25 protein-coding genes and 3 pseudogenes are annotated in these 23447 nt (G+C 72.8%); 10 read left to right on the forward strand and 18 right to left on the reverse strand.

Annotated elements, in window-relative coordinates; genetic code table 11:
• Nucleotides 1-163: 163 nt before the first annotated feature.
• Both AB0M18_RS20770 and AB0M18_RS20775 read right to left on the reverse strand, forming a co-directional pair.
• A pseudogene (locus tag AB0M18_RS20770) lies at nucleotides 164-856 on the reverse strand (2-phosphosulfolactate phosphatase).
• Nucleotides 857-896: 40 nt separating this feature from the next.
• Complete coding sequence (locus AB0M18_RS20775) at nucleotides 897-1121, reverse strand: hypothetical protein (RefSeq protein ID WP_365760033.1); 225 nt, start codon at nucleotides 1119-1121, stop codon at nucleotides 897-899.
• Between the two features lie 209 nt (nucleotides 1122-1330).
• Between AB0M18_RS20775 and AB0M18_RS20780 the strand changes: the two genes are divergently transcribed.
• Nucleotides 1331-2812, forward strand: a complete 1482-nt coding sequence (locus tag AB0M18_RS20780) for a glutamate-cysteine ligase family protein (protein WP_365760035.1) — start codon at nucleotides 1331-1333, stop codon at nucleotides 2810-2812.
• Nucleotides 2813-2903: 91 nt separating this feature from the next.
• On the forward strand, nucleotides 2904-3494 hold the full coding sequence (locus AB0M18_RS20785) for a hypothetical protein (protein WP_365760037.1): 591 nt from the start codon (nucleotides 2904-2906) through the stop codon (nucleotides 3492-3494).
• 45 nt (nucleotides 3495-3539) lie between these two features.
• Here the strand turns inward: AB0M18_RS20785 and AB0M18_RS20790 are convergent, their stop codons facing one another.
• The 3 genes from AB0M18_RS20790 to AB0M18_RS20800 all read right to left on the reverse strand — a co-directional run bounded on the left by AB0M18_RS20790 (nucleotide 3540) and on the right by AB0M18_RS20800 (nucleotide 5987).
• The gene (locus AB0M18_RS20790; RefSeq protein WP_365760039.1) at nucleotides 3540-3824 is read right to left on the reverse strand and encodes a hypothetical protein; all 285 of its coding nucleotides are present in this window, start codon (nucleotides 3822-3824) and stop codon (nucleotides 3540-3542) included.
• The gene (locus tag AB0M18_RS20795) at nucleotides 3821-4165 is read right to left on the reverse strand and encodes a hypothetical protein (protein WP_365760041.1); all 345 of its coding nucleotides are present in this window, start codon (nucleotides 4163-4165) and stop codon (nucleotides 3821-3823) included. The genes AB0M18_RS20790 and AB0M18_RS20795 overlap by 4 nt, the downstream gene beginning before the upstream one ends.
• A gap of 226 nt (nucleotides 4166-4391) precedes the next feature.
• On the reverse strand, nucleotides 4392-5987 hold the full coding sequence (locus tag AB0M18_RS20800; RefSeq protein ID WP_365760043.1) for a carboxylesterase family protein: 1596 nt from the start codon (nucleotides 5985-5987) through the stop codon (nucleotides 4392-4394).
• Between the two features lie 106 nt (nucleotides 5988-6093).
• Here AB0M18_RS20800 and AB0M18_RS20805 point away from each other — a divergent pair, with 106 nt between their 5' ends.
• From AB0M18_RS20805 to AB0M18_RS20815, 3 genes are all read left to right on the forward strand, one after another.
• On the forward strand, nucleotides 6094-6969 hold the full coding sequence (locus AB0M18_RS20805; RefSeq protein ID WP_365760045.1) for an MBL fold metallo-hydrolase: 876 nt from the start codon (nucleotides 6094-6096) through the stop codon (nucleotides 6967-6969).
• Nucleotides 6970-7134: 165 nt separating this feature from the next.
• The gene (locus tag AB0M18_RS20810; protein ID WP_365760047.1) at nucleotides 7135-7812 is read left to right on the forward strand and encodes a macro domain-containing protein; all 678 of its coding nucleotides are present in this window, start codon (nucleotides 7135-7137) and stop codon (nucleotides 7810-7812) included.
• 82 nt (nucleotides 7813-7894) lie between these two features.
• Nucleotides 7895-9571 carry an ADP-ribosyltransferase domain-containing protein gene (locus AB0M18_RS20815; RefSeq protein ID WP_365760049.1) on the forward strand — a complete coding sequence of 559 codons (1677 nt, stop codon included), beginning with the start codon at nucleotides 7895-7897 and terminating at the stop codon, nucleotides 9569-9571.
• Between the two features lie 197 nt (nucleotides 9572-9768).
• Here the strand turns inward: AB0M18_RS20815 and AB0M18_RS20820 are convergent.
• The 6 genes and pseudogenes from AB0M18_RS20820 to AB0M18_RS20845 form a co-directional block, all read right to left on the reverse strand.
• A pseudogene (locus AB0M18_RS20820) lies at nucleotides 9769-10134 on the reverse strand (LLM class flavin-dependent oxidoreductase); the annotation flags it as partial.
• Entirely contained in the window at nucleotides 10086-10247 is a 162-nt protein-coding gene (locus AB0M18_RS20825) for a hypothetical protein (RefSeq protein WP_365760205.1), read from the reverse strand. The gene AB0M18_RS20825 and the pseudogene AB0M18_RS20820, both read right to left, overlap by 49 nt.
• A gap of 160 nt (nucleotides 10248-10407) precedes the next feature.
• Nucleotides 10408-11256 (reverse strand): aldo/keto reductase, encoded by an 849-nt coding sequence (locus tag AB0M18_RS20830; RefSeq protein WP_365760051.1) that lies wholly within the window; start codon nucleotides 11254-11256, stop codon nucleotides 10408-10410.
• 17 nt (nucleotides 11257-11273) lie between these two features.
• Nucleotides 11274-11633: a nuclear transport factor 2 family protein gene (locus tag AB0M18_RS20835; protein WP_365760053.1), complete on the reverse strand. Its 360-nt coding sequence runs from the start codon at nucleotides 11631-11633 to the stop codon at nucleotides 11274-11276.
• A gap of 32 nt (nucleotides 11634-11665) precedes the next feature.
• Entirely contained in the window at nucleotides 11666-12895 is a 1230-nt protein-coding gene (locus AB0M18_RS20840) for an MFS transporter (protein WP_365760055.1), read from the reverse strand.
• Nucleotides 12896-13236: 341 nt separating this feature from the next.
• Entirely contained in the window at nucleotides 13237-13749 is a 513-nt protein-coding gene (locus tag AB0M18_RS20845; RefSeq protein ID WP_365760057.1) for a DUF2690 domain-containing protein, read from the reverse strand.
• A 120-nt stretch (nucleotides 13750-13869) separates the two neighbouring features.
• On the opposite strand from AB0M18_RS20845, the gene AB0M18_RS20850 reads away from it, so the two are divergent.
• On the forward strand, nucleotides 13870-14859 hold the full coding sequence (locus AB0M18_RS20850; RefSeq protein WP_365760059.1) for a winged helix-turn-helix domain-containing protein: 990 nt from the start codon (nucleotides 13870-13872) through the stop codon (nucleotides 14857-14859).
• A 405-nt stretch (nucleotides 14860-15264) separates the two neighbouring features.
• On the opposite strand, the gene AB0M18_RS20855 is transcribed toward AB0M18_RS20850, so the two are convergent.
• The 3 genes and pseudogenes from AB0M18_RS20855 to AB0M18_RS20865 all read right to left on the reverse strand — a co-directional run.
• Nucleotides 15265-16614: an aminotransferase class V-fold PLP-dependent enzyme gene (locus AB0M18_RS20855; protein ID WP_365760061.1), complete on the reverse strand. Its 1350-nt coding sequence runs from the start codon at nucleotides 16612-16614 to the stop codon at nucleotides 15265-15267.
• Between the two features lie 376 nt (nucleotides 16615-16990).
• Nucleotides 16991-17884: a class I SAM-dependent methyltransferase gene (locus AB0M18_RS20860; RefSeq protein WP_365760063.1), complete on the reverse strand. Its 894-nt coding sequence runs from the start codon at nucleotides 17882-17884 to the stop codon at nucleotides 16991-16993.
• Nucleotides 17885-18132: 248 nt separating this feature from the next.
• Nucleotides 18133-18318, reverse strand: a pseudogene (locus tag AB0M18_RS20865) (alpha/beta hydrolase fold domain-containing protein); the annotation flags it as partial.
• Here AB0M18_RS20865 and AB0M18_RS20870 point away from each other — a divergent pair.
• From AB0M18_RS20870 to AB0M18_RS20880, 3 genes are all read left to right on the forward strand, one after another.
• Nucleotides 18313-18570 carry an AraC family transcriptional regulator gene (locus AB0M18_RS20870; protein ID WP_365760065.1) on the forward strand — a complete coding sequence of 86 codons (258 nt, stop codon included), beginning with the start codon at nucleotides 18313-18315 and terminating at the stop codon, nucleotides 18568-18570. The pseudogene AB0M18_RS20865 and the gene AB0M18_RS20870 sit on opposite strands and share 6 nt — an antisense overlap.
• A 50-nt stretch (nucleotides 18571-18620) precedes the next feature.
• A complete protein-coding gene (locus AB0M18_RS20875) occupies nucleotides 18621-19382 on the forward strand; it encodes a hypothetical protein (protein WP_365760067.1) in 762 nt (253 codons plus the stop codon).
• A gap of 232 nt (nucleotides 19383-19614) precedes the next feature.
• A complete protein-coding gene (locus AB0M18_RS20880; RefSeq protein ID WP_365760069.1) occupies nucleotides 19615-19857 on the forward strand; it encodes a hypothetical protein in 243 nt (80 codons plus the stop codon).
• A 76-nt stretch (nucleotides 19858-19933) separates the two neighbouring features.
• Here the strand turns inward: AB0M18_RS20880 and AB0M18_RS20885 are convergent, their stop codons facing one another.
• Nucleotides 19934-20452 (reverse strand): hypothetical protein, encoded by a 519-nt coding sequence (locus tag AB0M18_RS20885; RefSeq protein ID WP_365760071.1) that lies wholly within the window; start codon nucleotides 20450-20452, stop codon nucleotides 19934-19936.
• 65 nt (nucleotides 20453-20517) lie between these two features.
• Nucleotides 20518-21531 (reverse strand): zinc-binding dehydrogenase, encoded by a 1014-nt coding sequence (locus AB0M18_RS20890; RefSeq protein WP_365760073.1) that lies wholly within the window; start codon nucleotides 21529-21531, stop codon nucleotides 20518-20520.
• A 109-nt stretch (nucleotides 21532-21640) separates the two neighbouring features.
• Here AB0M18_RS20890 and AB0M18_RS20895 point away from each other — a divergent pair, with 109 nt between their 5' ends.
• Entirely contained in the window at nucleotides 21641-22261 is a 621-nt protein-coding gene (locus AB0M18_RS20895; protein ID WP_365760075.1) for a TetR/AcrR family transcriptional regulator, read from the forward strand.
• On the opposite strand, the gene AB0M18_RS20900 is transcribed toward AB0M18_RS20895, so the two are convergent.
• Nucleotides 22218-22700 carry a hypothetical protein gene (locus tag AB0M18_RS20900; RefSeq protein WP_365760076.1) on the reverse strand — a complete coding sequence of 161 codons (483 nt, stop codon included), beginning with the start codon at nucleotides 22698-22700 and terminating at the stop codon, nucleotides 22218-22220. The two genes, AB0M18_RS20895 and AB0M18_RS20900, sit on opposite strands and share 44 nt — an antisense overlap.
• A gap of 121 nt (nucleotides 22701-22821) precedes the next feature.
• On the reverse strand, nucleotides 22822-23418 hold the full coding sequence (locus tag AB0M18_RS20905; RefSeq protein ID WP_365760078.1) for a TetR/AcrR family transcriptional regulator: 597 nt from the start codon (nucleotides 23416-23418) through the stop codon (nucleotides 22822-22824).
• Nucleotides 23419-23447: the final 29 nt, after the last annotated feature.

Consider the following 23447-nt stretch of genomic DNA (forward strand, 5'->3'; position numbering starts at 1 on the left):
CCGGCCCCGCCGCGCCCCATCGACCCATGGCCACGGAACCCGCAGCCGTCGCCGGTGCGGGGAGGCTCGGCGGACGCCGAGCGACTCGGCCACCCCTGGCCAGCCGACGCCGGCCGCGGTGACGGAAGCCCAGGGACACGGGGCGGCCTCCGGCGCCCGCGCGTCAGGGTCGCCCGGGCACGTCGACCGGCCGCAGCACTGTCAGTGCGCCCTCGCGGCGCGCCACCAACGCGAACCCGAACCGGTCCGCCTCCAGGCAGAGCGCGAAATCGTCCGGGTGTACGCCGCGATAGCCCCGGCGCAGCCCCTCGGCCAGATCGGCCGCCGCGCGTGAGTCCCGCGCCCGCCGTACGTACGGAGCCACGTCTGCCCGGGCGTCGCCTGCGTCGAGCAGCCGCGCGATGTACTCGCACAGGCCAGGTCCTCCGCGGCGCGCCCACCCTCGCCGGTGACGACAAACGTCACCGGCCCGTCGACGCTCCTGTTCCGCAGGAACGCGGCCGTCGCACCCGCCACCACGAAGCCCGCGCAGAGCACGAGTTCGGCGTCGGCGACGGCCAGCGCGCCCACGGTCCCCGCCGTCGTCGTCTGCACGACCGCACGACCGCACGACCCGCCGGCTCGGCGGCGCGGATCAGGCCGGGCGAGTTCACGGCGTCGAAACCCTCGGCCGGCGCCCCGTCCTTCAGGGCCAGCCAGCCCGGGTGGGCGGCCTGAGGGCGAGGGCCTCGTCCTCCGAGGCTGCCAGGACGATCCGTTCCGGGCCGCGCGCGAAGGCCCACGCGGCCACGGTGAAGGCGCGCAGGACGTCGACGACGACGGCGACACGGGGCGGGTGGCCGGTCAGCTCGGGGATACCGAGGAAGCGGTGGCCGCGGCCCGCCGCAGGCGCACCCTCAGTCGCTGCCACCACCGTCGCCCCCGCCGTTCCCGAGGAACTGCTGCTCCGACGAGCGGCCCTTGCGGCTCGACCGCTGCGCACCACGGACGAGCTCACCGGCCGCGAGCGTCACGGCCGCCACGCCCCGCACCCAGCGCGGACCGCCGCGCGCCGCCCAGACGACACAGCCGCAGCCCACGGCGGCCAGCACGAGCACACCGCTCAGGACGAGCAGGATCATGCGCGTTCCCCCTTGTTTCGTTTCCCGGTGCCCGGTGCCCGGTGCCCCGGTCCCTGGTGTCCCGGGAACTCCCGGCGCTCCGGGATCTTGCGTGGTCGGCGCCATTCTTCCAGCCCGCGGGCCCGCGCTGGCAGCCGTACGCCACCCAGTGGCACGCTGAGAGGAGGAAGAAGAGGGTTCCGCACCCCGACGACACGCGGGAGGACCCGATGGGCCGAGACGTCCCGGCGCAGACGTTCACCCGTGACGACCGCCGCCGGTTCCGTGACCGCACGCACACCTGCCTCGACGTGCTCGCCCGTCTGCTGCGCGAGTCACGCTTCGACGTCGAGCGGCCGCAGGTCGGTCTGGAGATCGAACTCAACCTCGTCGACGACACCGCCCGCCCCGCCATGCGGAGCAGCGAGGCCCTCGAAGCCATCGCGGACCCCGCCTGGTCCAGCGAGCTCGGCCGCTTCAACCTGGAGATCAACCTCGCGCCCCGGCGCCTCGCCGAGGGCGGTGGCCCCGACGCCTGGGAGAGCGAGATCCGCGCGGCCCTCGACCACGCGGAGGAGCGCGCCTCCGCGGTCGGCGCCCACCTCGTCATGATCGGCACCCTCCCCACCCTGGACCGCGCCGACGTCGACCACCACGCCCTCTCCGAGAACCCCCGCTACCACCTCCTCAACGAGCAGGTCTTCGCCGCACGCGGCGAGGACCTCCTCATCGAGATCGACGGTGTCGAACGGCTCCGCACCTACGCCGACACCATCACCCCCGAGGCCGCCTGCACCAGCACCCAGTTCCACCTTCAGGTCGCCCCCGAGGAGTTCGCCGACCACTGGAACGCCGCCCAGGCCATCGCCGGCGTCCAGATCGCCCTCGCCGCCAACTCCCCCTTCCTCTTCGGCCGGGAACTGTGGAGCGAGACCCGTATCCCCCTCTTCGAGCAGGCCACCGACACCCGCCCCGACGAGATCAGGATCCAGGGCGTGCGCCCCCGCGTCTGGTTCGGCGAACGCTGGATCACCAGCGTCTTCGACCTCTTCGAGGAGAACACCCGCTACTTCCCGGCCCTGCTGCCGCTCGTCGACGACGAGGACCCCGAAGCCACCCTCGACCGCGGCGAGATCCCCCACCTCGCCGAACTCACCCTCCACAACGGCACCGTCTACCGCTGGAACCGGCCCGTCTACGCCGTCGTCGACGGCGTCCCGCACCTCCGCGTCGAGAACCGCGTCCTGCCCGCCGGCCCCACCGTCGCCGACGTCATGTCCAACGGCGCCTTCTACTACGGGCTCCTCCGCGCCCTCGTCGACGAGGACCGCCCCGTCTGGACCCGGATGTCCTTCTCCGCCGCCGAGGACAACCTCCACACCGCCGCCCGCCGCGGCATCGACGCCGAACTCTTCTGGCCCGGCATGGGCCAGATCCCCGTCACCGAACTCGTCCTGCGCCGCCTGCTCCCGCTCGCCCACCGCGGCCTGGAACGCCTCGGCCTCGGCACCGAGTGGCGCGAACCCCTCCTCGGGGTCGTCGAGCAGCGCTGCGTCAGCGCCCGCAACGGTGCCGTGTGGCAGTCCGAGACCTTCCACCACCTCCACGACGTCACCCACCTGCCCCGCCCCGAGGCGCTGCGCCGGATGACCCGTCAGTACATCGAGTACATGCACCTCAACGCCCCCGCGCACACCTGGCCGGTGGACTGACCGGGCGGCCGCCGGAGGGGTTGTCAGTGCCGGATGCCAGAGTGTGGGTACGAGGCCGGACCGCGGCCGTGGACGGGAGGGAGCGGGAAGCGTGGGGGACTACTTCGAGCGGATCGTCGACATCGACGCGACGGCGGAGGAAGCCGGGCCGCTTGCGGACCGGGTCGTCGACTGGCTCGTCGCCGAGGGTGTCATCACCCGCGCACCGGACAGCACAGGCATGTACAGCCGGTACGCGGACGAAGGCTACGCCCCCGGCCCCCAGTGGACCCGCGCCATACAGGCGGACCTCGGCAGGCCCCCGGGCGCGCTCGCCGTCATCACCGGCCGCCACCACTTCGTCGGCGGCCAGGGCGAGGACGACGCCGAATACGCCGTCTGCCCGCGCTGCGCCACCCGCACCACCTTCATCGACTACCCGAACTCCATCGAGGCCGACGAGCCGGCCTGGGCCCCCTTCCGCTCCGCCGTCGAAGCCTGGGAGACCACCGGTACGGGCGAGGCCACCTGCCCTGCCTGTGCCACGCCCTCGCCGATCACCGACTGGGAGTGGGGCGACCCCTACGTCCTGGGCACGGTCTGCTTCGAGTTCTGGGGCTGGCCCCCGCTGTCCGACGCCTTCGTCGTGGACCTCACGGCCCGCCTCGGCCACCGTACGGCGCAGCACATGGGCAAGTTCTGATCAGCCGAAGTCCGGGATCGAGCTTGGCTACGGCTACGGATACGGCTACGGCCCGGCGACGAGGAAGATGATCTCGACGCGGCCCGGCTCGTCGCCGACGGGGTCGTGGACGCGGTAGAGGAGCGTGATGGTGAGACCGTTGTCGCCGGCCGGCAGGGTGGCGACGCGGCGCAACTCCGCGCCCCGCACCGGTTGGGGCCGGGACTCGGGCGGGCGGGGGTCCTCGGCGAGCGCGGCCAGGGCGTCGTGGAGGGCGCGACGGCCGCCGGGGGAGAGATGGGCGATCTCGTTGTAGAGCCGGCGGGGGATCTCGACCATCCAGTGGGTCACGAGGCGAGGCCGCCCTTGTCGAGTTCGGCGAACAGGTCCTCCACGGTGATCAGTTCCGTCTCGCCGGCCAGCGAGGCGCGTATCGCCTCCCGCACCTCCGGGCGGGTCCGGATCGCCACGAGCTGCCGGGCCTGCGTGATGACCGCACGGTGCCCGGACCCGAACCGGGCGGCCTCCAGGCGCGCGTCGAAGGCGGTCAGCTCGGCGGGATCGATGTCCGCGAGCGCGGCGCGCAGCTCGGCGAGCGTCTGCGGACCCTCGTGGTCCTCGAGCCGGTACGGGCTGGCGTAGACGGCGCCGGCTGCGGCTGCGGAAGCGGTGTCGCGGGGCAGAGGACTCATGCGCGTGCCTCCTCGTCTCGTACGGCTCCCACGGTACTGCGGGACCGGCCCCCGGCGGGAGGTGCCGGACACCGGGAATACGGCGGGGTACGGGCGTTCGGCGGGCCTAGGACGACCGCTGAGCGGCTCCCAGGGGCCGGCCCGTCGGCAGCGGCGCATGGCCCACCGGCTTCACGGCGGCGGTCACGCGCCGGTGACAGCCTGCCACCTCTCGTCGAGTGAACCCTCACCCTCCGGTCAAGGGTGAGGGCCGACCCTCCGTTCCCGGCTGGATCTCCGTCTCCGGCTCGATCTCCGGCTTCGGGAGGCGGATCGGGCCGAAGGCGATCTCCCTCCAGAGCGCCCGGCGGCCCGATGCCGTGACGTCGTCCGTCACATGGTCCCCAGGCACGGCCCAGTGGTGCACCGGAGCGGCGTCCGGGGTGAGCGCGGGCCAGCCGGGCGCGCCGGTCGCCGCGAAGTCGGCCCAGGCGCGCACCATGCGCGCGGAGAGGGCGCGGTCGTCCGCGTCCGGGGCGCCGCCGAGGAGGAAGTCGGCCCCCTCCGCGTCGAGGTTGCCGAAGGCGAAGGGCACGTCGGCGGTGTGCCAGGGCCGGGCCCGGCCGTCCGGGACGGGGCGCGTACGGGCGAAGCGGGACAGATGGGCGCGGCCGCCGGCTCGGGCGTGCCGCTCGGCGAGCCGACTGCTGTATTCGCCGAACTGCGCGTCGCCGAACAGCGCCAGGTAGCGGTCCCGTACCGGCGCCTGGGGCATCTGCTCCCGGTACGCGGCCGGCAGGGCGGCGGGCAGCGGGAAGGCCCGTGCGAAGGCGTCGAGTTCGGCCTCGGAGGCGACGTCCGAGATCGCCCCCACCCGGTGCAGGAACCAGCACTCCTCCAGGGCGTGGCACACCAGCAGGTCCACGTCCCGCGCGGCACCGGCCGCCAGCGCGTCCAGCGGGTTCGCCGCCAGCACCGTGCCGTCGATCACGGGCTGGAACACCACCGGGTTATACGCCTGCACCGCCGCCACCGGACCGCCCTCCCGGCAGCGCGCCGCGATCCGGTCGGCCGCGGCCACAAGACGCTCCGGCCGGGCGGACAGCAGCCCGTCGGCCGTCGCCGCGACACCGGCCTCCGCCGCTACGGCCGAGCCGACCGCCGCTGCCACCTCGGGCGCGAAGAAGGCGCTGGGCACGCTGTGGGCGATCACCCGGTGGAACAACCCGCGCGCCTCCTCCATCGCCATCAGGCACACGGCCGCCCCCGCGCCCGAGGACTGCCCTGCGACCGTGACCCGCCCGGGATCGCCGCCGAACGCGGCGATCTCGTCCCGGACCCAGCGCAACGCCGCCGCGAGGTCGAGCAGCCCCCGGTTGTCGGGAAAGCCGGGCACATGGCCGAAACCCTCGAAACCGATCCGGTGGCCGACACTCACCACGACCACCCCGGCACGGGACAGCGCGGCGCCGTCGAAGTCGGGCTGGGCAGGCGAACCGAAGGTGTACGCACCGCCGTGGATCCACACCAGCACCGGCAGCGGCCCGGCACCGGCCCCTGGCCGCACCCATACGTTGAGCGTGAGGACGTCCTCGTCCCCGGGCTTCCACACCGGCGCGCCCGGCAGCCGCGCCGACTGCGGCGCGATCGGTCCGAAGGCCGTGCAGTCACGCGTCCCGCTCCACCCGGCCGCCGGACGCGGCGGCCGGAACCGGCCCTCACCGAACGGCGGCGCGCCGTACGGGACGCCGAGCACGGCCACGACCCCGTCGTCCGCCCGCCGGCCCCGCACCCGGCCCTTCGACGTACGGAACTCGATCCCCGCCGCTGACGTGTCGCCCATGCGCCACCCGCCTCCCCGTTCCACGGCGTACCGTCCCTCGGAGCGCCGAAGATCCTTTGTACCGGACCGGGCGAACACGCCGCCCGCCCTCAGGAAGGGACCGCCGATGAGGTCAGACCCCACGACCGCGCACTCCGACACCTCTGCGGCCCAAGGCAGTTGGGCCGCGGAGCGGCACCTCGGCCGCTACCGGGTGCTCGCCCTCCTCGACGCCCACGGCACCTTTCCCGACCAGACCTCCGCCGCCTTCCCGGACGCCACGCCGGAGGCCTGGGACCGGGCCCGGCGGCTCGACCCGGCCGCGTTCGGCCCCGACGACGGCTGGGAGCTGGACTTCCGCTGCCATCTGATACAGGGCCCCGGCGACCGGATCACCCTCGTCGACACCGGCATCGGCCCGGCCGGCAGCCCGGCGTCCGACTGGGCCCCCGTCCCGGGCCGCCTCCCGCACGCCCTGGCCGCCGCCGGCATCCGCCCGAGCGACGTGGACACCGTCGTCCTCACCCACCTCCACGACGACCACTACGGCTGGTCCGTCACCACCGACGGCATCCCCGTCTTCCCCGAGGCCCGCTACGTCGTCCAGCGCGCCGAGACCGCCGCGCTCGACGCCGAACACACCGCCCGGCGCCATGTCGTCGAACCCCTGCGGCGCACCGGACAGCTCCACGAGGTCGACGGGCGCAGCCCATTGCCGTACGCCCCCGCAGGCGGCCTCACCCTCCTCGCCACCCCCGGCCACACCCCGGGCCACCAGTCCCTCCTCGTCGAGGACGCCGGACAGCGCCTCCTGGTCACCGGCGACGTCCTCGTCCACGCCGTCCAGCTCGCCGATCCCTCCGTCCGCTACGTGTACGAGGCGGACCCGGCCCTCGCCCGCCGTACCCGCGAGGACCTCCTCGCCGACGCCGCCCGCTCCGGCACCCTCCTGGCCACCCCGCACCTCAACCGCCCGTTCGTCCCGCTGCCCGAGCACCCGTGAACGGGGCGGCCCCGCCCTTCTTCCAGGATCACGCCAGGCGCCACGACCGCCGTGCACTGCGCACCGGGTGACGGCAGGTCAGCGCCCCTGCGGCCAGGGGCGTTGTCAGTGGTGGCCGATAGCGTCGGGGGTGTTGGAAGAGACCGTTCCTGACAGGGGGCATCGATGACCATGGGCTGCGCGGACACCACGCTGCGGGTGGTTCTGACGGACGTCAACGCGGGTGTGGTGGAGGCCTGGCGGGCGGCGTTCGCCGACACTCCCGGGATCGAGATCCGGCGGGGCTCGATCCTCGACGAGGACGTGGACGCGTGGGTCACGCCGACGAACGCGGCGGGGCGGATGGACGGCGGCGTCGACGCCGTGATCAAGCGGCACCTCGGGGCGGGCATCCAGCTGCGGGTGCAGCGGGCGATCCGCGACCGGTTCGCCGGCAGGATGCCCGTCGGCAGCGCCGTGTGCGTGCCGTCCGGGGCGCGCGTGCCGCGCTTCGTGATCTCCACGCCGACCATGGTGGACTCCTCGCAGAACGTGAGCGAGACCCTCAACGTCGCCATGGCCTGCGCGGCGGCCTTCCAGGCCGTGCACCGGCAGAACCGGAAGACGCCCGGCAGCATCCGCTCGGTCGCGCTGGTCGGGATGGGCGCCGCGACCGGTCGCGTCCCGGCCCGGATCTGCGCCAATCTCATGTGGACCGGCTACACCCTCTTCCACGACCACTGGTTCGAGGACGACGACGAGCTGCGCGCCACCATCACCGCCCAGCTCGCCGGCATCGACCAGGCCCCGCCGACCACGAGGGTGCGGATCATGCCGCCGAAAGGGCATTCCTTTCGCCACTGAGGCCACCTCGACCGCTACCTCGACCGGCACCACCGCCGCCGGCCACCCCGACCCCTCAGGCACCACGACCGGGAGTTCCTCCTTGAGCGACGCCACCGCCACGCCCGCACCCCAGCCCGACCCGAACGACCCGCTGGCCCTCGCCGAACTCTTCACCGGCGGCGGCGAGGCCTGGCTGCCCGTCCTGAAGCCCGTCATCGAGGCCCGCCCCGACGCCGGCCACTTCATCGGGCCCGGCCGCAGCCCCCAGGTCGTACCGGTCCGGGAACTGACCTTCCAGGCGCTCAAGCCCAACCCGCCGCACAAGTGGAAGGTCGTCGTCTTCGGCCAGAACCCCTACCCGCGGCCGGAGAGCGCCACCGGCATCGCGATGTTCGACAACACCTTCAACGACTGGAAGGACAGTCAGTTCGGGCGGGTCGTCAGCATCCGCTGCCTCATCAAGGCGGCAGCCATGTGGAAGTACGGCATCGTCAAGAAGACACCCATCGCCGACGTCCGCGCCCTCCTCAAGGAACGCGACACGGTCCAGCCGCCCGAGTGGTTCCAGGCCATGCTCACCCAGGGTGTGCTGCTGCTCAACGCCTCGCTGACCGCGAGCGCCGACGGCGCCATGGGCACCGACCAGCACACCTCCTTCTGGCGGCCGGTCGCCGAGCGGATCGTCGAGGAGATACTCCGGGCCAAGCAGGACGCCGAGGACCCGGAGGACCGCGGAGTCGTCTTCGCCTGGTGGGGCGCCCACGCCCGCAGCCTGAAGCGCACCGTGCTGCGCCTGGAGAAGAAGTACCCGGGCGTGGAGGTCCGTCACATCGACCACGCCAACCCGGCGGCTCAGGGCGACATCTTCTGCGAGGGCGACCATCTCGCCACCGTCAACGACGCCCTGCTGTCACTCGGCGCCGACCCCGTCGACTGGCTGCCCAGCAAGGGCTGGAACAAGCCCTCCGTCGGCGGCGGTGCCGACGGAGCCGGTACGGGGACGGGGACAGGGACGGGGACGGGATCCGCGGGCCCCGACGCCGATGTCGCCGCGCGCATGGGCGCCTTCATCGCCTCCACGATGGAACTGCACCAGCTGTATCTGGAACGGCTCACGAGCGTCCGGGACGAGGGCCACGTCCTGCCGCCGGTCACCGGCGTGTTCGACACTCCGCTGATGCCCTTCGAGGACGCCGTCGCCCCGGTCACCGAAGTCCTCGCCGGGCTCGGCCGGCACATCGACCGCTCGCGCGAGTTCGGCAAGCGCCGGGCCGACGAGCAGGCCGGCGCGGGACTGTCCGCCGACGCCATCGCCGCGCTCTTCCTCTACACCTGCGAGTCGGGCTTCTACCGCAACATCAACGCCGTGCTGCGCTCCCCGGACCGCAGCCGTGTCGAGCCCTATCTGCCCTATCTGCGACTGCTGTTCTCCGCCGTCTCCGGACTCCCCGCCCGCACCGAACCGCTGTGGCGCGGCGTCGCCCTCGACCTGCGCCGCCAGTACCCCCTCGGATCCACGGTCACCTGGTGGGGCGTCTCCTCCTGCACCTCCGAGCTGAGTATCGCCCGGTCCTTCCTCGGCAGCCGCGGCAAGCGCACCCTGTTCGAGGTGACCCCCGCGCGTGCGGTCGGCATCCGCAGTTTCTCCGCGTTCACCGGAGAGGAGGAGTACATCCTCGCGCCGGGCACCCAGCTGGAGGTCACGGACGTGACCACCGAGCGCGGCGGCCTGTGCACGGTGAAGCTCACCGAGGTGGACGCCCCGCTCGTCTCCTGACACACCGGCGCCCCGGCCCGCCGCAGGCGCTCCAGAGCCACTGTTTGCGCGCGGGTCAATGCAAGGGGGTGGTCGCCGATTCCAGCTGCACCCCCGCAGAGGCCGCCGCCGGGGCAGAGGCCGGGTTCGCGCGGGCCGGGACGCCAGGCGGCGCGCAGCGTCTCGACACCCTCGCGGAACGCGGCGCCGCGCCCGGCGAAGTCCCGCCCGAACAACGGGTACTCCACCGGCCGGTCGCCGCTCGCGAGGCCGAGCAGCATCCGGCCGCCGGACAGCACGTCGACGGTGGCCGCGGCCTTGGCGACGGGAAGGGGTTCGCGCAGCGGCAGCACGATCGCGCCGGTCGCGAGGACGACGTTCTCGGTGAAGGCGGCGAGGTGCCCGAGGTGGGTGAAGGTCTCGAAGACGCTGCCCGCGTCGCCGAAGGCGACGGGATCGTAGAGGGGGACGTCGCGCAGCCACAGCGCGGCGAAGCCGAGCCGGTCGGCGAGCCCGGCGAGCCGGGTGCGCGCGGTCAGGTCGGGGACACCGAAGGGCCGGCGCGCCCGCGCTCGACGCCCCAGTCGTTGTCGAGGGGCAGTTCGAGACCGACGGTGAGACGCCCGGCGGCGGGAGCCAGCCGGGCGAGCGAGGGGAGAGAAGGGGAGGTGGGGGCCGGGGAGGTGGGGGTGGGCACGGCGGGTCCTTCCGGACGCCCGCGCCCGGGCCCGCGCTCGCGCCCGCGCCCGCGCCCGGGCCCCGGCCCCGTTCCGGACGGTCGGCCCGGAACGGGGCCCGCGGCGCGCGAGCCAACAGGGGGAGGGGAAGAGGGGATGCGCCCGGTGCGGGCGCACGGGTCAGTTCAGCTCGTCGGGGTGCGGGCCGGTCCGCAGGCCGCGGTCGAGACCGGCGATCGACGCCATCTCCTCGTCCGTGAGCACGAAGTCGAACACGTCGACGTTGGCGCGGATCCGGGCCGGGGTCACCGACTTGGGGATGACCACGTTGCCGAGCTGAAGGTGCCAGCGGATGACGACCTGCGCCGGTGACTTGCCATGGGCGGCGGCGATGGCGGCGATCGCCGGGTCGTCGAGGACCGCGCCCTGTGCCAGCGGGCTCCACGCCTCGGTGACGATCCGGTGCTCGCCGTGGAAGGCACGCGCCTCGGACTGCTGGAGCGCGGGGTGCAGCTCGATCTGGTTGACTGCCGGGGTCAGCGTGGCACCGTCCATCAGCCGGCGCAGGTGGCCGGGCTGGAAGTTGGATACTCCGGCGGCGCGGATCCGGCCCTCCTCGGCGAGCCGCTCCAGGGCGCGCCAGGAGTCGCGGTACAGGTCACGGGCCGGGGTCGGCCAGTGGATGAGGTACAGGTCGACATAGTCCAGGCCGAGCTTGGCCAGGCTGTCGTCGAAGGCGCGCAGGGTGGAGTCGTAGCCCTGGTCGGCGTTCCACAGCTTGGTGGTGACGAACAGCTCCTCACGGGCGAGCCCGGAGGTGCCGAGGGCACGGCCGACGCCGGCCTCGTTACCGTAGATCGCGGCGGTGTCGATGCTGCGGTAACCGGCCTCGAGGGCGGAGGTGACGGCGGCGGTGGTCGCGTCGTCGGCGACCTGGAAGACGCCGAAGCCGAGCTGGGGGATCTCGACGCCGTTGTTCAGCGTGACCGTGGGGACGGCGGGCGTGGCGGGGATGGTGGCCGGTGCCATGGTGTGCGGGTGCTCCTTCACTTGGTGCGGGTGGAGAGGGTGTAGCGGACGGTCTGGGCGCTGATGAGCCCGTCACGGAAGACGAAGGTGTCCACGCCGTCGGTGACCTCGTGGGCGCTGCCGGCGGCGGTCCACTGCAGGAACAGCACGTCCCCGGCGAACCGCGGGGTCAGCTGCCACTCGGCGTCGGGAAGGTCGGCGAGCAGTCGGCTGATCCCTTCGCGGACTCCCGCGCGCCCGGTCAGGACGCGTTCGGGAGTGAGGAACACGGCGTCCTCGGTGTAGTTCTCGCTGATGAGGTCCAGGTCGCCGGTGCCGAGGCGCTTGCCGTGGTCGGCGAAGACCTCTTGTGGGGTGCGGGTGTGGCGGGTGCCCATGGCGAAGCTCCTGCTGCGGGTGTGGAAGGCGATCAGAGGTGCACGGGGGAGGGGGCGGGCGCCGTGGCTGCGGCGACCCGGTCCGCGTCGGTGTCCTTCGGGACGGCGCCCTTCGCGGGGGCCCGGCGCTCCAGCGCGGCGGACCAGAGGGCGAGGAGCAGTGCGGCGGCGGCCAGGACGGCGCCGACCCAGTTCGGGGAGGTGTAGCCGAGGCCGGCGGAGATGACGAGTCCGCCGAGCCACGCGGCGAGCGCGTTGCCGAGGTTGAAGGCGCCGATGTTCACGGCCGAGGCCAGCGTGGGCGCGCCGTGCGCCTGGTCGAGGACGCGCTTCTGCAGCGGCGGCACGGTCGCGAAGCCGAGCGCACCGACGAGCAGGATGGTGATCGCGGCGAGGATCTTGTGGTGCGCGGTCACGGTGAACAGGGCCAGCACGACCGCGAGGCCGCCCAGGGTGGCGTACAGCAGGGGCATCAGCGCCCGGTCGGCGAAGCGCCCGCCGAGCAGGTTGCCGAGGAACATGCCGATGCCGAAGAGCACGAGCAGCCAGGTCACGGCGCCGTCGGAGTAGCCGGCGGCGTGCGTCATCATCGGCGCGATGTAGGTGATCGCGGCGAAGACACCGCCGAAGCCGAGCACGGTCATCGCCATCGCGAGCAGCACCTGCGGGTTGCGGAAGGCGGTCAGCTCCCGGCCGAGGTGCACACCCTCGGGCCGCGGCATCGCGGGCACCAGACGGGCGATGCCGAGCAGTCCGATCACGCCGAGCGCGGCGACGATCGCGAAGGTGGTGCGCCAGCCGACCGCCTGCCCGATGGACGTGCCGAGCGGTACGCCGACGATGTTGGCGACGGTCAGTCCCGTGAACATGGTGGCGATGGCGCCGGCCTTCTTCTCCGGGGCGACGAGCCCGGCGGCGACGACGGAGCCGATGCCGAAGAACGAGCCGTGGGCGAGAGAGGCGACCACGCGGCCGGTCAGCATCATCCCGAAGCTCGGCGCGAAGGCGGAGAGCAGGTTGCCGACCACGAACAGGCCCATCAGGACCATGAGCATCCGCTTGCGGCTCACCTTGTTGCCCAGGACGGTCAGCAGCGGCGCACCCAGGACGACGCCGAGTGCGTACCCGGTGACCAGCAGTCCCGCGGTGGGGATGGAGACGCCGTAGTCGCCGGCGATCTCGGGCAGCAGCCCCATCACGACGAACTCGGTCGTTCCAACCCCGAAGGCTCCGACGGCTAGCGCAAGGAGAGCGAGCGGCATGGCATATCCATCCGTGTTTGCTTGAGAAGGCTGCTTACGTGCCACAACAATAGTTGCAGACACGCTATAAGTGCAAACGCGGATTACATGCTTTCGGATGGGAACGATGGTCGGCTGTCGGCTGTCGGCTGTCGGCTGTCGGCTGTCGGGAAGCCAGGGGCCGGCGCATGGCGCCTACCGTGAGCGGGACGCCCGCGCGGAAGCAGACCGCGGGCCACGCCCGATCGGCTGACCTGGGCTGGACGGCCAGGCGGGGCCGGGACGGAGCACGGGGCGTCAGCCACCGTGCCGGTTCCCGGCCCCGCCGAGCGCTCGGCCTGCGGCCGATCAGACGGTGTCGCTCAGTAGCCGGCGGTCTGCCCGCTGTACTGGTAGCCGGGGCTTGTGTCGCAGTGCGCCTTGACATACGCGGTCACGCCCGCGTCGTAGACGGTGTTCGACCACACCGTGGTGTTCGTGGCCCCGAACGCGGGACTGCGCGAGTACTCCTGGCCGTCGGAGTTGCGGTGGACGGTGACGGTGCAACCGCCCTGGTCGTAGTCGGTACCCCAGGCGCCGGTCAGACGGCCCCAGACGGTGCGGCAGCTCGAGCTGTAGCGGAGTTCGAGCAACGGACCGTCGGCGACGCCGTCGTAGCTGCGCTTCAAGCGCGTGGAGTAGATCGTCTGCCCGCCGCACGACGCGGCGAGGACATCGGGGTCCTTGTTGTCGCAATTGGACGAGGTCCCGGTCTGCCCGGAGTACCAGTAGCAGGTGGCCGCCTGGGCGGGTGTCGCCAGGCCGAGCCACGCGACGCCTGTCGCCGCCGTCAAGGTCAGCGCGCTCAGCAGCGCCTTGACACGCACTCGCTGCACGGATTGCCCCCTTCTGTCATCATCCGCGGATGCGGAACGCGGCCATCTTGTCAGCCGGTCCCGGCGGGCCCCAGACTCTGCGAACAGGCTCGAAGTGCGCAGGCCGCGAGGGGGAGTTCATTGCTCCGGATCCACTTCACCGAGGTCGACCTGGCCCGGACGCGCCTGGCGTCACGCCCTGACCCGATGTGGGAGATCGCATCGAGCCTGCACCGCTTCCAGACCCGCCGCGGCAGGTGGGCGTACTCCGGCTGGTATCAGTCGGCGGTGCACCGGCTGACCGAATCCGGCCTCGCGCCCACAGTGAGGTCCCTGCTGCTCCCCGCGTTCCCACGCGCGGCGTACTACCCCGACTTCCTGACGCCTCCGGAGTCGCAGGAGGGCCTGGCGGCCGGCCTCGAGGCGATCCTGGCGACGCCCCGGGACCGGGTGCTCCGCGAGGTGGCGCTGGTCGCCGATGCCACCCGCCACCACCCCTGGCTGCCGCGTCTGGCCGAGCCAGAGCAGCGCAGGACGTTGACCGAAGCCCTCCGGGCGTACCACGAGACGGCCATCAGGCCGTACGAGGAGCAGATACAGGCCCGTATCGACGCCGACCGGGCCGTACGAGCCCGCGCCTTCCTCGACGGCGGCGCCGAGGGCCTGCTGTCCTGCCTCGCGCCGCACATGAACTGGCGGCGCCCGGTGCTGGAGGTCGAGCACCACATGGTGGGTGGTGACCTGTACCTGAACGGCCGCGGCCTCGTCCTCCTCCCGTCCTACTTCATCTGGCACAGCCCGGTGACCCTGGCGGACCCGGATCTCCCCCCGGTCCTGGTCTACCCCCTGCTCCACAAAGCACCGCCCGACCCGGCCTACGGCGGCGGGCAACCCGCGCTCGACGCGCTGCTGGGGCGCACGCGGACGGCGGTCCTGCTCGCGTCCGCGCACGGCGTGACCTCGACCGAGGCCGCCAGAGCGGCCGGGGTGTCGCCGACCACCGTCAGCTTCCACACCCGCGCCCTGCGCGACGCGGGGCTCATCGCGAGCGAACGCGTCGCCGCCCATGTGCTGCACACGCTCACCCCCCTGGGGGCGGCGCTGCTGCGTGAGGCGGGACGCGGTCGATGACTGCGGCCGTGGGCTCGGCTCACGGCACAGCCTGGAGGCCTGTTCTCTTCGATTCCACGGTAATGCGCGCCACATCGCGATCCGTCGAAGTGGTGGAACGACATTCGGAATCGCCGCGACGACGGCCGGTGGCGCGACAGCGGCCGTTCCGGCACCCGCCACCGGCTCGCTGCACGTGTGTGACGGCCGGCAACTACGCCCACACGCAAGCCGGACGGGCCCACCAGTCCGGTGGCGATGCCTACGCCGACGGTTCGAACCGGAACCTCGGTCTGTGGAACCTCTACACCAACAGCACCATCAAGGAGACCTCCCGGGCTACTGGGTCACGTGCTGATCGCCTGAAGCGACGTCGACGCCTTGCCCGTGGCTTCCCGCGGGCAAGGCGTTCTCGGCGATGAGTGGTCACTCGGCTGTGCATCGGGTGGGTGCTGCGTGGTGCGCGGAGTCGGCGGCGTGGAGGACTTCGCGAAGGAGCAGGTCGAGGTCGCTCTCGCTGGTGCGGTAGTTGCAGAGGCAGGCGCGCAGGACCGTGCGGTCGTGAACGGTGACGGTGGCGAGGTAGGCCCGTCCGGCGGTCTGGATGTGATGGGCGACGTGGGTGTGGAGGGCGTCGGGGTCGGGTGTGTCGGTATCGGTGAGGCGGAAGCAGGCGACCGGCCAGGGGCCGCCGGCCACGAGTTCCAGGCGGGGATCGGCGGTGATCTTGTCGCGCAGGCGGTCGGCGAGGGTCAGGTAGTGCTGGAGCAGGGCGGTCACGCCGTCGCGTCCGAGGTGGTGCAGGGTCGCCCACAGGGCGAGGGCCCGGGTGCCGGGGCGGGTGAGTTCGATGGTGGCGTGGGAGAGCCAGGGGAGTGCGTCGGGCTCGCCGGGGGTGAGGTAGGAGGCGCGGTGGGCGAAGGCGGTGTGCAGGTGCTCGGGGTCGGTGACCAGGAGTGCGCCGCAGCCGACCGGCACACTGAGGGTCTTGTGCGGGTCCACGGTCATCGAGTCGACGTCGGCGACGCCCCGATAGAGGGGCGCCAGGTCAGGCACCATGGCGCCGAGTCCGCCCCATGCTCCGTCGGCGTGGTGCCACATCCCGGTGCGCCGGCACAGGTCGGTGACGGGTTCGAGCGGGTCGACGGCGCCGGTGGCGGTGGTGCCCAGCGTCGTGACGATGCAGAACGGCAGAAGCCGGGCGGCCTGGTCCGCGGCCACGGCGGCGCGTAGTGCGGCGGGGTCCAGGCGGTGCTGTGCATCGCTGGGGATGGGGCGCAGCCGGTGGGCGGGGATGCCGATGCAGGCTGCGGCCTTCGCCACGGACATGTGGGCTTGGGCGTTGTAGTAGAGAGTGAGGCGGGCGTGGTCGCGGTCGTAGGCGGGTCCGTCACCGGAGCCGTGGCGGGTGAGGAACCAGGTGCGGGCGGTGGCCAGGGCGAGGAGGTTGGCCATGGAACCGCCGCTGGTCAGGACCCCTCCTGTGGTGGCGGGGAGTGCGGCCAGGTCGGCGAGGATGCGCACCGTGCCGCGTTCCAGATCCATGAGGGCGTTGTCGCCCATGCCGCAGGTCGCGTTGACGGCGGCTGCGAGGAGCTCGGCGATCAGGCCGGCGGGGGCGGGCGGGGAGTTGATCCAGGCGAAGAACGCGGGGTGTCCGTTCCCGGTGGGGAACGGTGCGATCTCCTCGCGCACGAAGTCCAGGATCTGCCCCAGCTCACCGCCGGTACTGCCGAGCGAGGCGTCGCGCAGCCGGGCGCGCCGGCGCGCAGACATGGGACGGCTCACCGGGGCCTCTGGAAGGCGGCTCAGATACTGGCAGACCCACTCCACTGCCGCGATGAGTTCATCCCGCAGCACCTTCGGATGCGCTGCCGGTGACGCCTCGTCCAACGGCGGCGTCGCTCCGCCGAAGCGGGCCGGGGAGTGGTCGTGTGAAGAGCGGGCCATGGCCGCAGTGGAGCCTTTCGTCGTTCCAAGGCCCAGGTCAGCGCACCAGGGCCGTGATCGTAACGAGCTCCATGACCCGTCGTCACGCCCGTGAGTGAAACTGCCGGAAGTCGAACAACGTCACCTGGCGGTGCTGCCGGAACCGGTGAACATCTGCAGTCGAAAGCCAGTTCTCGGACTGGATCCGCACTTCGCGGAGGCATCAGCGCGCCGACGTCCCGGCCGTCCCCGGCCGGCGGCCCCAGACGGTGAGCATCCCGGCGGACAGCGCCGCGCACGCGTCCGAGTCCAGGTAGCGGATCGCCGCGTCGATTCCCGCGCCGTCGATCAGCCCGGTGGCCACCATCGACGCCCGGCTCCGCTCCCACGTGTCCGCCCAGAAGCGGCTGATCGGACTTCCCCGCAGCAACGGCGGTACGTACATCTCCGCGCCGACCGCCGTCAGACCGGCCGCGCGCAGCAGTTGCGGATACGAGGGCACCCAGGAGACGTCCGTGCCGATGGAGGTGCGCAGCCCCTGCCACATCGCGCGCATCGCCGCGGCGTACGGCGTGTCGGCCGTCGCCCCGCCGCCCGGAGTCGTGTCCCTGGCACGCGTACGGTCGCTGGTCAGGTCGACCGCGTCGCTGAGGACCAGTACCCCGCCCGGCGCGACCAGCCCGGCCAGCGTCGACACCATCCGCTCGGGCTCCGGCAGATGCATGAGCACGAACCGCGCGTGGACCAGATCGAAGCGACCCGGCGCGAAGTCCGGCGCGGTGATGTCGGCCTGGAGCACATCGAGGCCGGGGACGGGCCGTTCGGCGAGGAACCGCACATCGCGGTCGACCGCCAGCACGCCCGCCACCTCCGCCTCGCGCAACAGGCGCCGCGAGACCGTGCCCGTACCGGCGCCGACGTCCAGGCAGCGCCACCCCGGCCCGGCGCCGAGGGCGCGCAGCCGGTTCAGGGTGAGCTCGTCGTATGCCAGCGCCCCGAGATCGATCCGCTCGCCCTCGCCGGGCTGCCCGGGCCGGAACACGTCCTCGCCGTAGCGGCCCCCCTCCGGCGTGCGGGGTGGGAGGGCGGGGTCGTCGAACGGTTTCCGCGAGGTCATGGCCGGACCCTTTCCGTGGGTGATGGGGACCGCGCGCTGCGGGCCGTGGTGCCGCCGGTCCTTCCCATGCTCCGGGCCGTACGGGCGCGCGCGCCGCCCCTGGGCCGTTCGGGTCACGCACCGAGCGGCCCGTGCCGTCTGCGAGCGGACGAAACCGACGGGGACCCCCTACGGCGTCCTGACGGCCCCGTTCGCGGCGGCGGGCGTCACGATCCCGGCCCGGTAGGCGCGCCTCAACGGCGCGCACCGCCCGCGACCGCGATCCGCGACGCGTCCAGGCCGTACGCCGCGCCCTCCTCCACGACCCAGCGGGCCACCGTCCAGTTCTGCTCGATGGCCACCGGGTAGCGGTGCTCGGGGGAGAGGTCGTACTCGGGGAACACGACCGCGGCCCCGGCGCCGACGGCCAGTTCGCGCACGAGCCGGTCGTGGGTGCACGACCCCGGCGCCGCCGCACACGCGCCCTCGCCTGCGCCCGCCGCCTCCTCGCCTCCGCGCGCCACACCACCCTCCCGATCGCCGTCGTCGCCGCCCGCTGCGGCTTCACCAGCCCCAGCCACTTCACCCGCCGCTTCCGCGGCGCCTACGCCACAACCCTCAGCGAATGGCGCCGCCTCGCCCGGAACCGCGAGACGATCGAAGAGGTTCCCGACCGCATCCTCGGCGCGCCCCCGGTAAGGTGGTGATCTTCGGTCGGGCGCAGGCCCCCGGAGTCCCGAGGGAACGCCCCACACCCATGACACGCATCGATCAACGCCGCGCACGACGACGCCTTGACGCCGCCCTCGACGGCCTGGCGGTCACCTTCCGCGGAATGACGGCCCACCCGGACGAGACCAACTGCGCATGCCACTGGGGCAGTGCGGAGGACCTCGCCCAGCTCAAGGTGGCCGACGCGGAACTGGACCCCGACCTGCTGAGCCGTACCTGGCGGGCTGTCGACTGGACGGACCACGCGTCCGTACTGCGCCGGATCCTGCCGCAGTTCGCCTCGGCCCTGGTCGGCGGTCTCGTCGAGCCCTACTTCGACGGAGAGGACATCGGGCGTTCCTTCGCCCGGGGCCACTGGCAGCAGTGGCCCGCCGAACAGGCCGCCGCGGTCGAGGAGTTCCTGCGGGCGTGGTGGGCCTGTGCGCTCGTCGATCCGGATCCCGCCATGCCCGTGCATGAGCTGCTCGTCCTGAACACCGAGGCCACGGGCACCCTGAGCCCGTGGCTCGGCACCTGGGAGGCGCTGGACGACCCCGTGGCCGATCGGCACCTGGCCGAGGCGGCGGCCCACTGGGAGTACGACCTCCTCGTCGATCAACTCCCCTGGTACGCCTGGGAGCAGGGGGAGGAGATGTGCGCCGAGTTGACCGCCTGGCTGGTCCGCCACGCGCCGCCCCGGCTCCGGGCCCATGGCGCCCCCGAGGACCTGCTCCACCGGATACGGCTCCTCGGCGTGACCGGACCCGACCGCTGGGACGACCCGCACTGGCCCGGCCACCGCTACTGAGCCGCCGGCGCTCCTGGTTGTACGTGCTCGGCGGCGGGACGTCATGGCACCATGTGCGGTATGACGACGAACCCAAGGGGGCATGCCGGGTAGCGGGCGGCGACGTACGCGGCCTGATGCCCACCGGCTCCCGGCGGCCGAGACGCCACGGGTCATCGACGGGCTGTCTCCGCACGTGCTCGCCGAGATCGACCGCCTCGAGCGCACCCGGAACCATCTCCAGCCGGGAGACGTGAGCGCGGCGCTTCGTCTGTGGCAGGACTACGTCCACCGTCCCACGCGTGAACTGTGGCGTGACCACGAGTGGGGCAACGCCCACTGGTACTGCTGCGGTGACCCGCTGGAGGCCCGCGCCCTCCTCGACACGGTCGTCCGGGCCCTGCCTCCTCGTAGCGCCCGCCCACTGCGCCGGCTCATCAGTCGTTCCGACGCCGTCTGGAGCCGACGGTCACCGCCGTACCGCGAGGACCCGTGAGGCTGCGCCCGGCCCGGGAGTGCGCTCGAGTCCGGAGCGGCAAGACCGGGTCGACGCAACTGGTGCCCGTGAGGGTTCAGCTGGCCGCCGGCTTGATGTCGACCACCACGATCTTGTCCGTGCGGTAGCGGTCGAGGTCCGGGTCGGTCCACGATTCGCCCGGGCGGATCCGGTGGAACCGGAACGTCGCGTTGGTCTCGTTGGCGCCGATGATGCAGCGCACCGGACCGAGGTGGTTCGCCCTGCGCAGGACGTGGCGGAACTCCATGGCGCAGGCGATCCCGTGCAGGAGAAGGGTCCGTTGATCGTCCTCGGAGATCTCCGGGGCGCCGTCCTCGCGGATGTGAACCCGCACGGGGACGTTGTCCTCCAGGTGGAAGGAGGTGTCGAAGCACTCCCAACCGGTGAGGTCTCCGAAGCGCGAGAGAGCGGCGTCGTCGAGGTTGCGGGGGGAACCGGCCCAGGCGAGTGCCTCGCCCTTGAGGACGACTTCCTGCGCGAGGATTTCGCGCAGGTCGGGGGCCAGGCCGCCCGGTGGCGTAAGGGCGGCTCCGCCTGCCGCGGTGCCGAGCGACTCGGCTGAGGCATCGGTCATCGTCAGTGACAGCATGCGGCTCATGATCGCAGCCCGCATTCGCCCGGGCGCACCACGGCGCCCGGTCAGGGGCGCAGGATGAGCCGGATCGGGTCGCCGGTCTTGTTCTCCAGACGTTCCACCGCCTCCGCGGCCTTCGCCAGCGGGAGTTCACCGCTGATCGAGCCGGAGAAGTCGAGGCGTCCGCCCCGGAGCAGGGAGAGCAGCTGCGGCAGGGCGACCGGCATGTCGGAGCCGTAGTGGCCGAGGATCTGCTGCTGGAGGTAGCTGAAGCGGGTGCCGTCGGTGACGGTGAGCGGCTTGTCGGTGAGGCCCACGAGGACCAGCCTGCCCTTGGGTGCGAGCACCGACAGCGCCTGCTCGCGGACGGCCGGTACGCCGGCGAAGTCGAAGGCGGCGTCGATCCCGGCCGCACCGGTCGCCGCGGCGATCCGCTCCCGCAGTGCCGGGTCGGCGGGATCGAGCGCCAGGTCCGCGCCCTGGGCGAGGGCGCGTTCGCGCGCGACGGGGTTGGGGTCGACCGCGATGACCGGGCACGCGCCGACGGCCCTCAGCAACTGGACGGCATGGACGCCGAGACCGCCGACGCCCCAGACGCCGACGGCCTCGGCCGGCCTCACCGCACCCGTGACGGTGATCGCGCCCCACGGCGTGGAGACCGCGTCGGGGATGATCGCGCCCTGGTCGAAGGGGATGGCGGCGGGCAGTTCCGTGAGCGCGTTCTCGGCGGAGAGCGCGTACTCGGCCCAGCCGCCGTCGTAGTCCACGCCACGGGTGTACGTGACACCGTCGCGGACCTCGCCGGCGTACAGCACGACCCGCTGACCCGCGGTCCAGCGGGTGACCCCCGGCCCCGTCTCCGCGATGGTGCCGGACACCTCGTGCCCCAGGGTGACCGTGTCGCCGCGCAGCAGCAGCGGCGTGAGGGTGCCGTCGATCAGATGGACGTCCGACAGGCACACGCCCGCGGCCTCCACCTTCACCAGGACCTGTCCGGGACCCGGTACGGGCTTCGCCACCTCCTCGATCCGCAGGGTGCGGCTGGGGACGTGCAGCCGGGCGGCGAGCATCTGCTCCATGACGTGACCTCCTTGACCAGGGCCTCGCTCCACTTAACGCAAGTCACCTTGCAATGAAACGTACGCCCGCCGTTCGGCTAAAGCAAGTGTGCTTGCGTTACGATGAGGCATGTCCACGTCCGACCCCTCCTCGCCCGACCGGGCCACGCCGCCGCTGCGCCGCCGGGGCGCCCGGATGCGCTCCGCGGTCCTCGCCGCCACCGTGGACGTCCTGACGGAGCACGGACTCGCCGGCACCACCGTCGGCGCGGTCGCCCGCGCCGCCGGCGTCCACGAGACCTCCGTGTACCGGCGATGGGGGAGCCGGGAGAACCTGATCCTGGAAGCGCTGACCGAAGAGCTCGACGCGGCGATGCCCGTACCGGACACCGGCGACGTCCACGACGACCTCGCCGTCTACTTCGGCACCCTGGCGCGCCTGCTCGCGACGGCCCAGGGCGAGGCGCTGCTCCGGCTGAGCACCGAGCGCGACGACACCCTGCCGGATCGCCGTCTGACCTACTGGACCGAACGCCTCGAACGCGGCGCCGTCATGGTCCGCCGGGGCGTCGACCGCGGCGAACTCGCGCCGGACACCGACCCCGGCCTCGTCATCGAGGCCATCAGCGGCGCCCTCTTCACCCGCGCCCTCATCAGCGGCGCTCCCCTCGACGAGGGCCTCGCCGAACGACTCGTCACCCTCGCCCTCACCGGCGCGACGGGTCAGCGGCCGTCGCGGCGCCACTCGTAGCGCCAGGCCGTGCCGAGGCAGGTCTCCTCTTCGGGGCAGCCCGGCCGGAGCCCGTACGACGCCGGAGTTCGGCTTCCGCCCCCGTCTCGTGCCGGCGCAGTGCGAGGTCCCGCGCGTCGCGCAGCTCGGACGTGGCGTCCCGGTCCCGGATCCGGTGGTCCAGGAGGGCCTCGACCAGGGCGGGCGACCCGAAGGCGACCGCCTCGCCGAGTGGCGGCAACGCGTCAGGGCCGCACTGGCCGGGATCCGCGCCGAACCGGAGCAGCAGCTGGGCGACATGTCCGTCGTACGCGCGGACGGCCAGGGAGAACGCGGCCTCCAGAGAATCGGGCCGGCTGTCCCGGTGAAGAAGGAGGCTCACTTCGGCCGGGTCTCCGGCGCGGACCGCGGAGATCAGGGCAGACTCGCCGTTCGCGGCGTCGCCCGTGCCCGCACGCATTCCCACGAACCTGTACCCCCGTACCCCGTCGCGTTCCCGCAGTTCGGGTCAGGGTACGCGGGCGAAGAACCGAGAGTGGTGCTGCGGGAGTTCGACGGTACCCGGCGGCGGCTCGTCGTTCTCAAGACGTGCGAGGTCGCGCCAGGCCTCGCAGAAGGAGTGCGATCAGGCGTCGCGGGTCGTACCGGGGGTCGTTGTCGCGGCCGATGCAGAGGTTGCCGATGCCGCGCATCAGCTCGTACGGCTGCGTGCCGGGCCTGATCTCGCCGGACTCCACCGCCGCGTCCAGCAGTTGGGCGCAGACGGGCAGGAGGCGGTCGAGGAAGTACGCGTGCAGCGCGGCGAAGCGGTCGCTGTCGGACTGCAGGGCGTCGGCGAGGCCGTGCTTGGTGACCAGGAAGTCGACGAAGAGGTCGATCCACTGGCGCAGCGCGTCGAACGGTGAGTCGGCACCGGCCAGCAGGACCGGGCCGGCTTCCGCGCAGGCCTCGATCTGGTGGCGGTAGACGGCGGTGACGAGGTCGGCCCGCGTCGGGAAATGGCGGTAGATCGTGGCCATGCCGACGCCCGCCTGTGCGGCGATCTGGCGGATCGGGGCGTCGACGCCGGCGGTGACGAACACCTCGGCGGCGGCGTCGAGCACCGTCTGGCGGTTGCGCTGGGCGTCGGCCCGCTTGCCTCGGGGCGGAGACTGCCCTGCGGGGCTCTCGGCGGTCATCACGGAGTCCTTCCAGACCGGTTGACAAA

Source organism: Streptomyces sp. NPDC051909 (genome assembly GCF_040681095.1).
Classification (GTDB): Bacteria; Actinomycetota; Actinomycetes; order Streptomycetales; family Streptomycetaceae; genus Streptomyces.

Excerpts from the sequence above, each read along its gene's own strand:
- AB0M18_RS20775 (WP_365760033.1), bottom strand. The coding sequence starts at position 1,121 with ATGATCCTGCTCGTCCTGAGCGGTGTGCTCGTGCTGGCCGCCGTGGGC.
- AB0M18_RS20780 (WP_365760035.1), top strand. The coding sequence starts at position 1,331 with ATGGGCCGAGACGTCCCGGCGCAGACGTTCACCCGTGACGACCGCCGC.
- AB0M18_RS20795 (WP_365760041.1), bottom strand. The coding sequence starts at position 4,165 with ATGAGTCCTCTGCCCCGCGACACCGCTTCCGCAGCCGCAGCCGGCGCC.
- AB0M18_RS20800 (WP_365760043.1), bottom strand. The coding sequence starts at position 5,987 with ATGGGCGACACGTCAGCGGCGGGGATCGAGTTCCGTACGTCGAAGGGC.
- AB0M18_RS20805 (WP_365760045.1), top strand. The coding sequence starts at position 6,094 with ATGAGGTCAGACCCCACGACCGCGCACTCCGACACCTCTGCGGCCCAA.
- AB0M18_RS20810 (WP_365760047.1), top strand. The coding sequence starts at position 7,135 with ATGACCATGGGCTGCGCGGACACCACGCTGCGGGTGGTTCTGACGGAC.
- AB0M18_RS20830 (WP_365760051.1), bottom strand. The coding sequence starts at position 11,256 with ATGGCACCGGCCACCATCCCCGCCACGCCCGCCGTCCCCACGGTCACG.
- AB0M18_RS20835 (WP_365760053.1), bottom strand. The coding sequence starts at position 11,633 with ATGGGCACCCGCCACACCCGCACCCCACAAGAGGTCTTCGCCGACCAC.
- AB0M18_RS20840 (WP_365760055.1), bottom strand. The coding sequence starts at position 12,895 with ATGCCGCTCGCTCTCCTTGCGCTAGCCGTCGGAGCCTTCGGGGTTGGA.
- AB0M18_RS20855 (WP_365760061.1), bottom strand. The coding sequence starts at position 16,614 with ATGTCTGCGCGCCGGCGCGCCCGGCTGCGCGACGCCTCGCTCGGCAGT.
- AB0M18_RS20860 (WP_365760063.1), bottom strand. The coding sequence starts at position 17,884 with ATGACCTCGCGGAAACCGTTCGACGACCCCGCCCTCCCACCCCGCACG.
- AB0M18_RS20875 (WP_365760067.1), top strand. The coding sequence starts at position 18,621 with ATGACACGCATCGATCAACGCCGCGCACGACGACGCCTTGACGCCGCC.
- AB0M18_RS20885 (WP_365760071.1), bottom strand. The coding sequence starts at position 20,452 with ATGACCGATGCCTCAGCCGAGTCGCTCGGCACCGCGGCAGGCGGAGCC.
- AB0M18_RS20890 (WP_365760073.1), bottom strand. The coding sequence starts at position 21,531 with ATGGAGCAGATGCTCGCCGCCCGGCTGCACGTCCCCAGCCGCACCCTG.
- AB0M18_RS20895 (WP_365760075.1), top strand. The coding sequence starts at position 21,641 with ATGTCCACGTCCGACCCCTCCTCGCCCGACCGGGCCACGCCGCCGCTG.
- AB0M18_RS20900 (WP_365760076.1), bottom strand. The coding sequence starts at position 22,700 with ATGCGTGCGGGCACGGGCGACGCCGCGAACGGCGAGTCTGCCCTGATC.
- AB0M18_RS20905 (WP_365760078.1), bottom strand. The coding sequence starts at position 23,418 with ATGACCGCCGAGAGCCCCGCAGGGCAGTCTCCGCCCCGAGGCAAGCGG.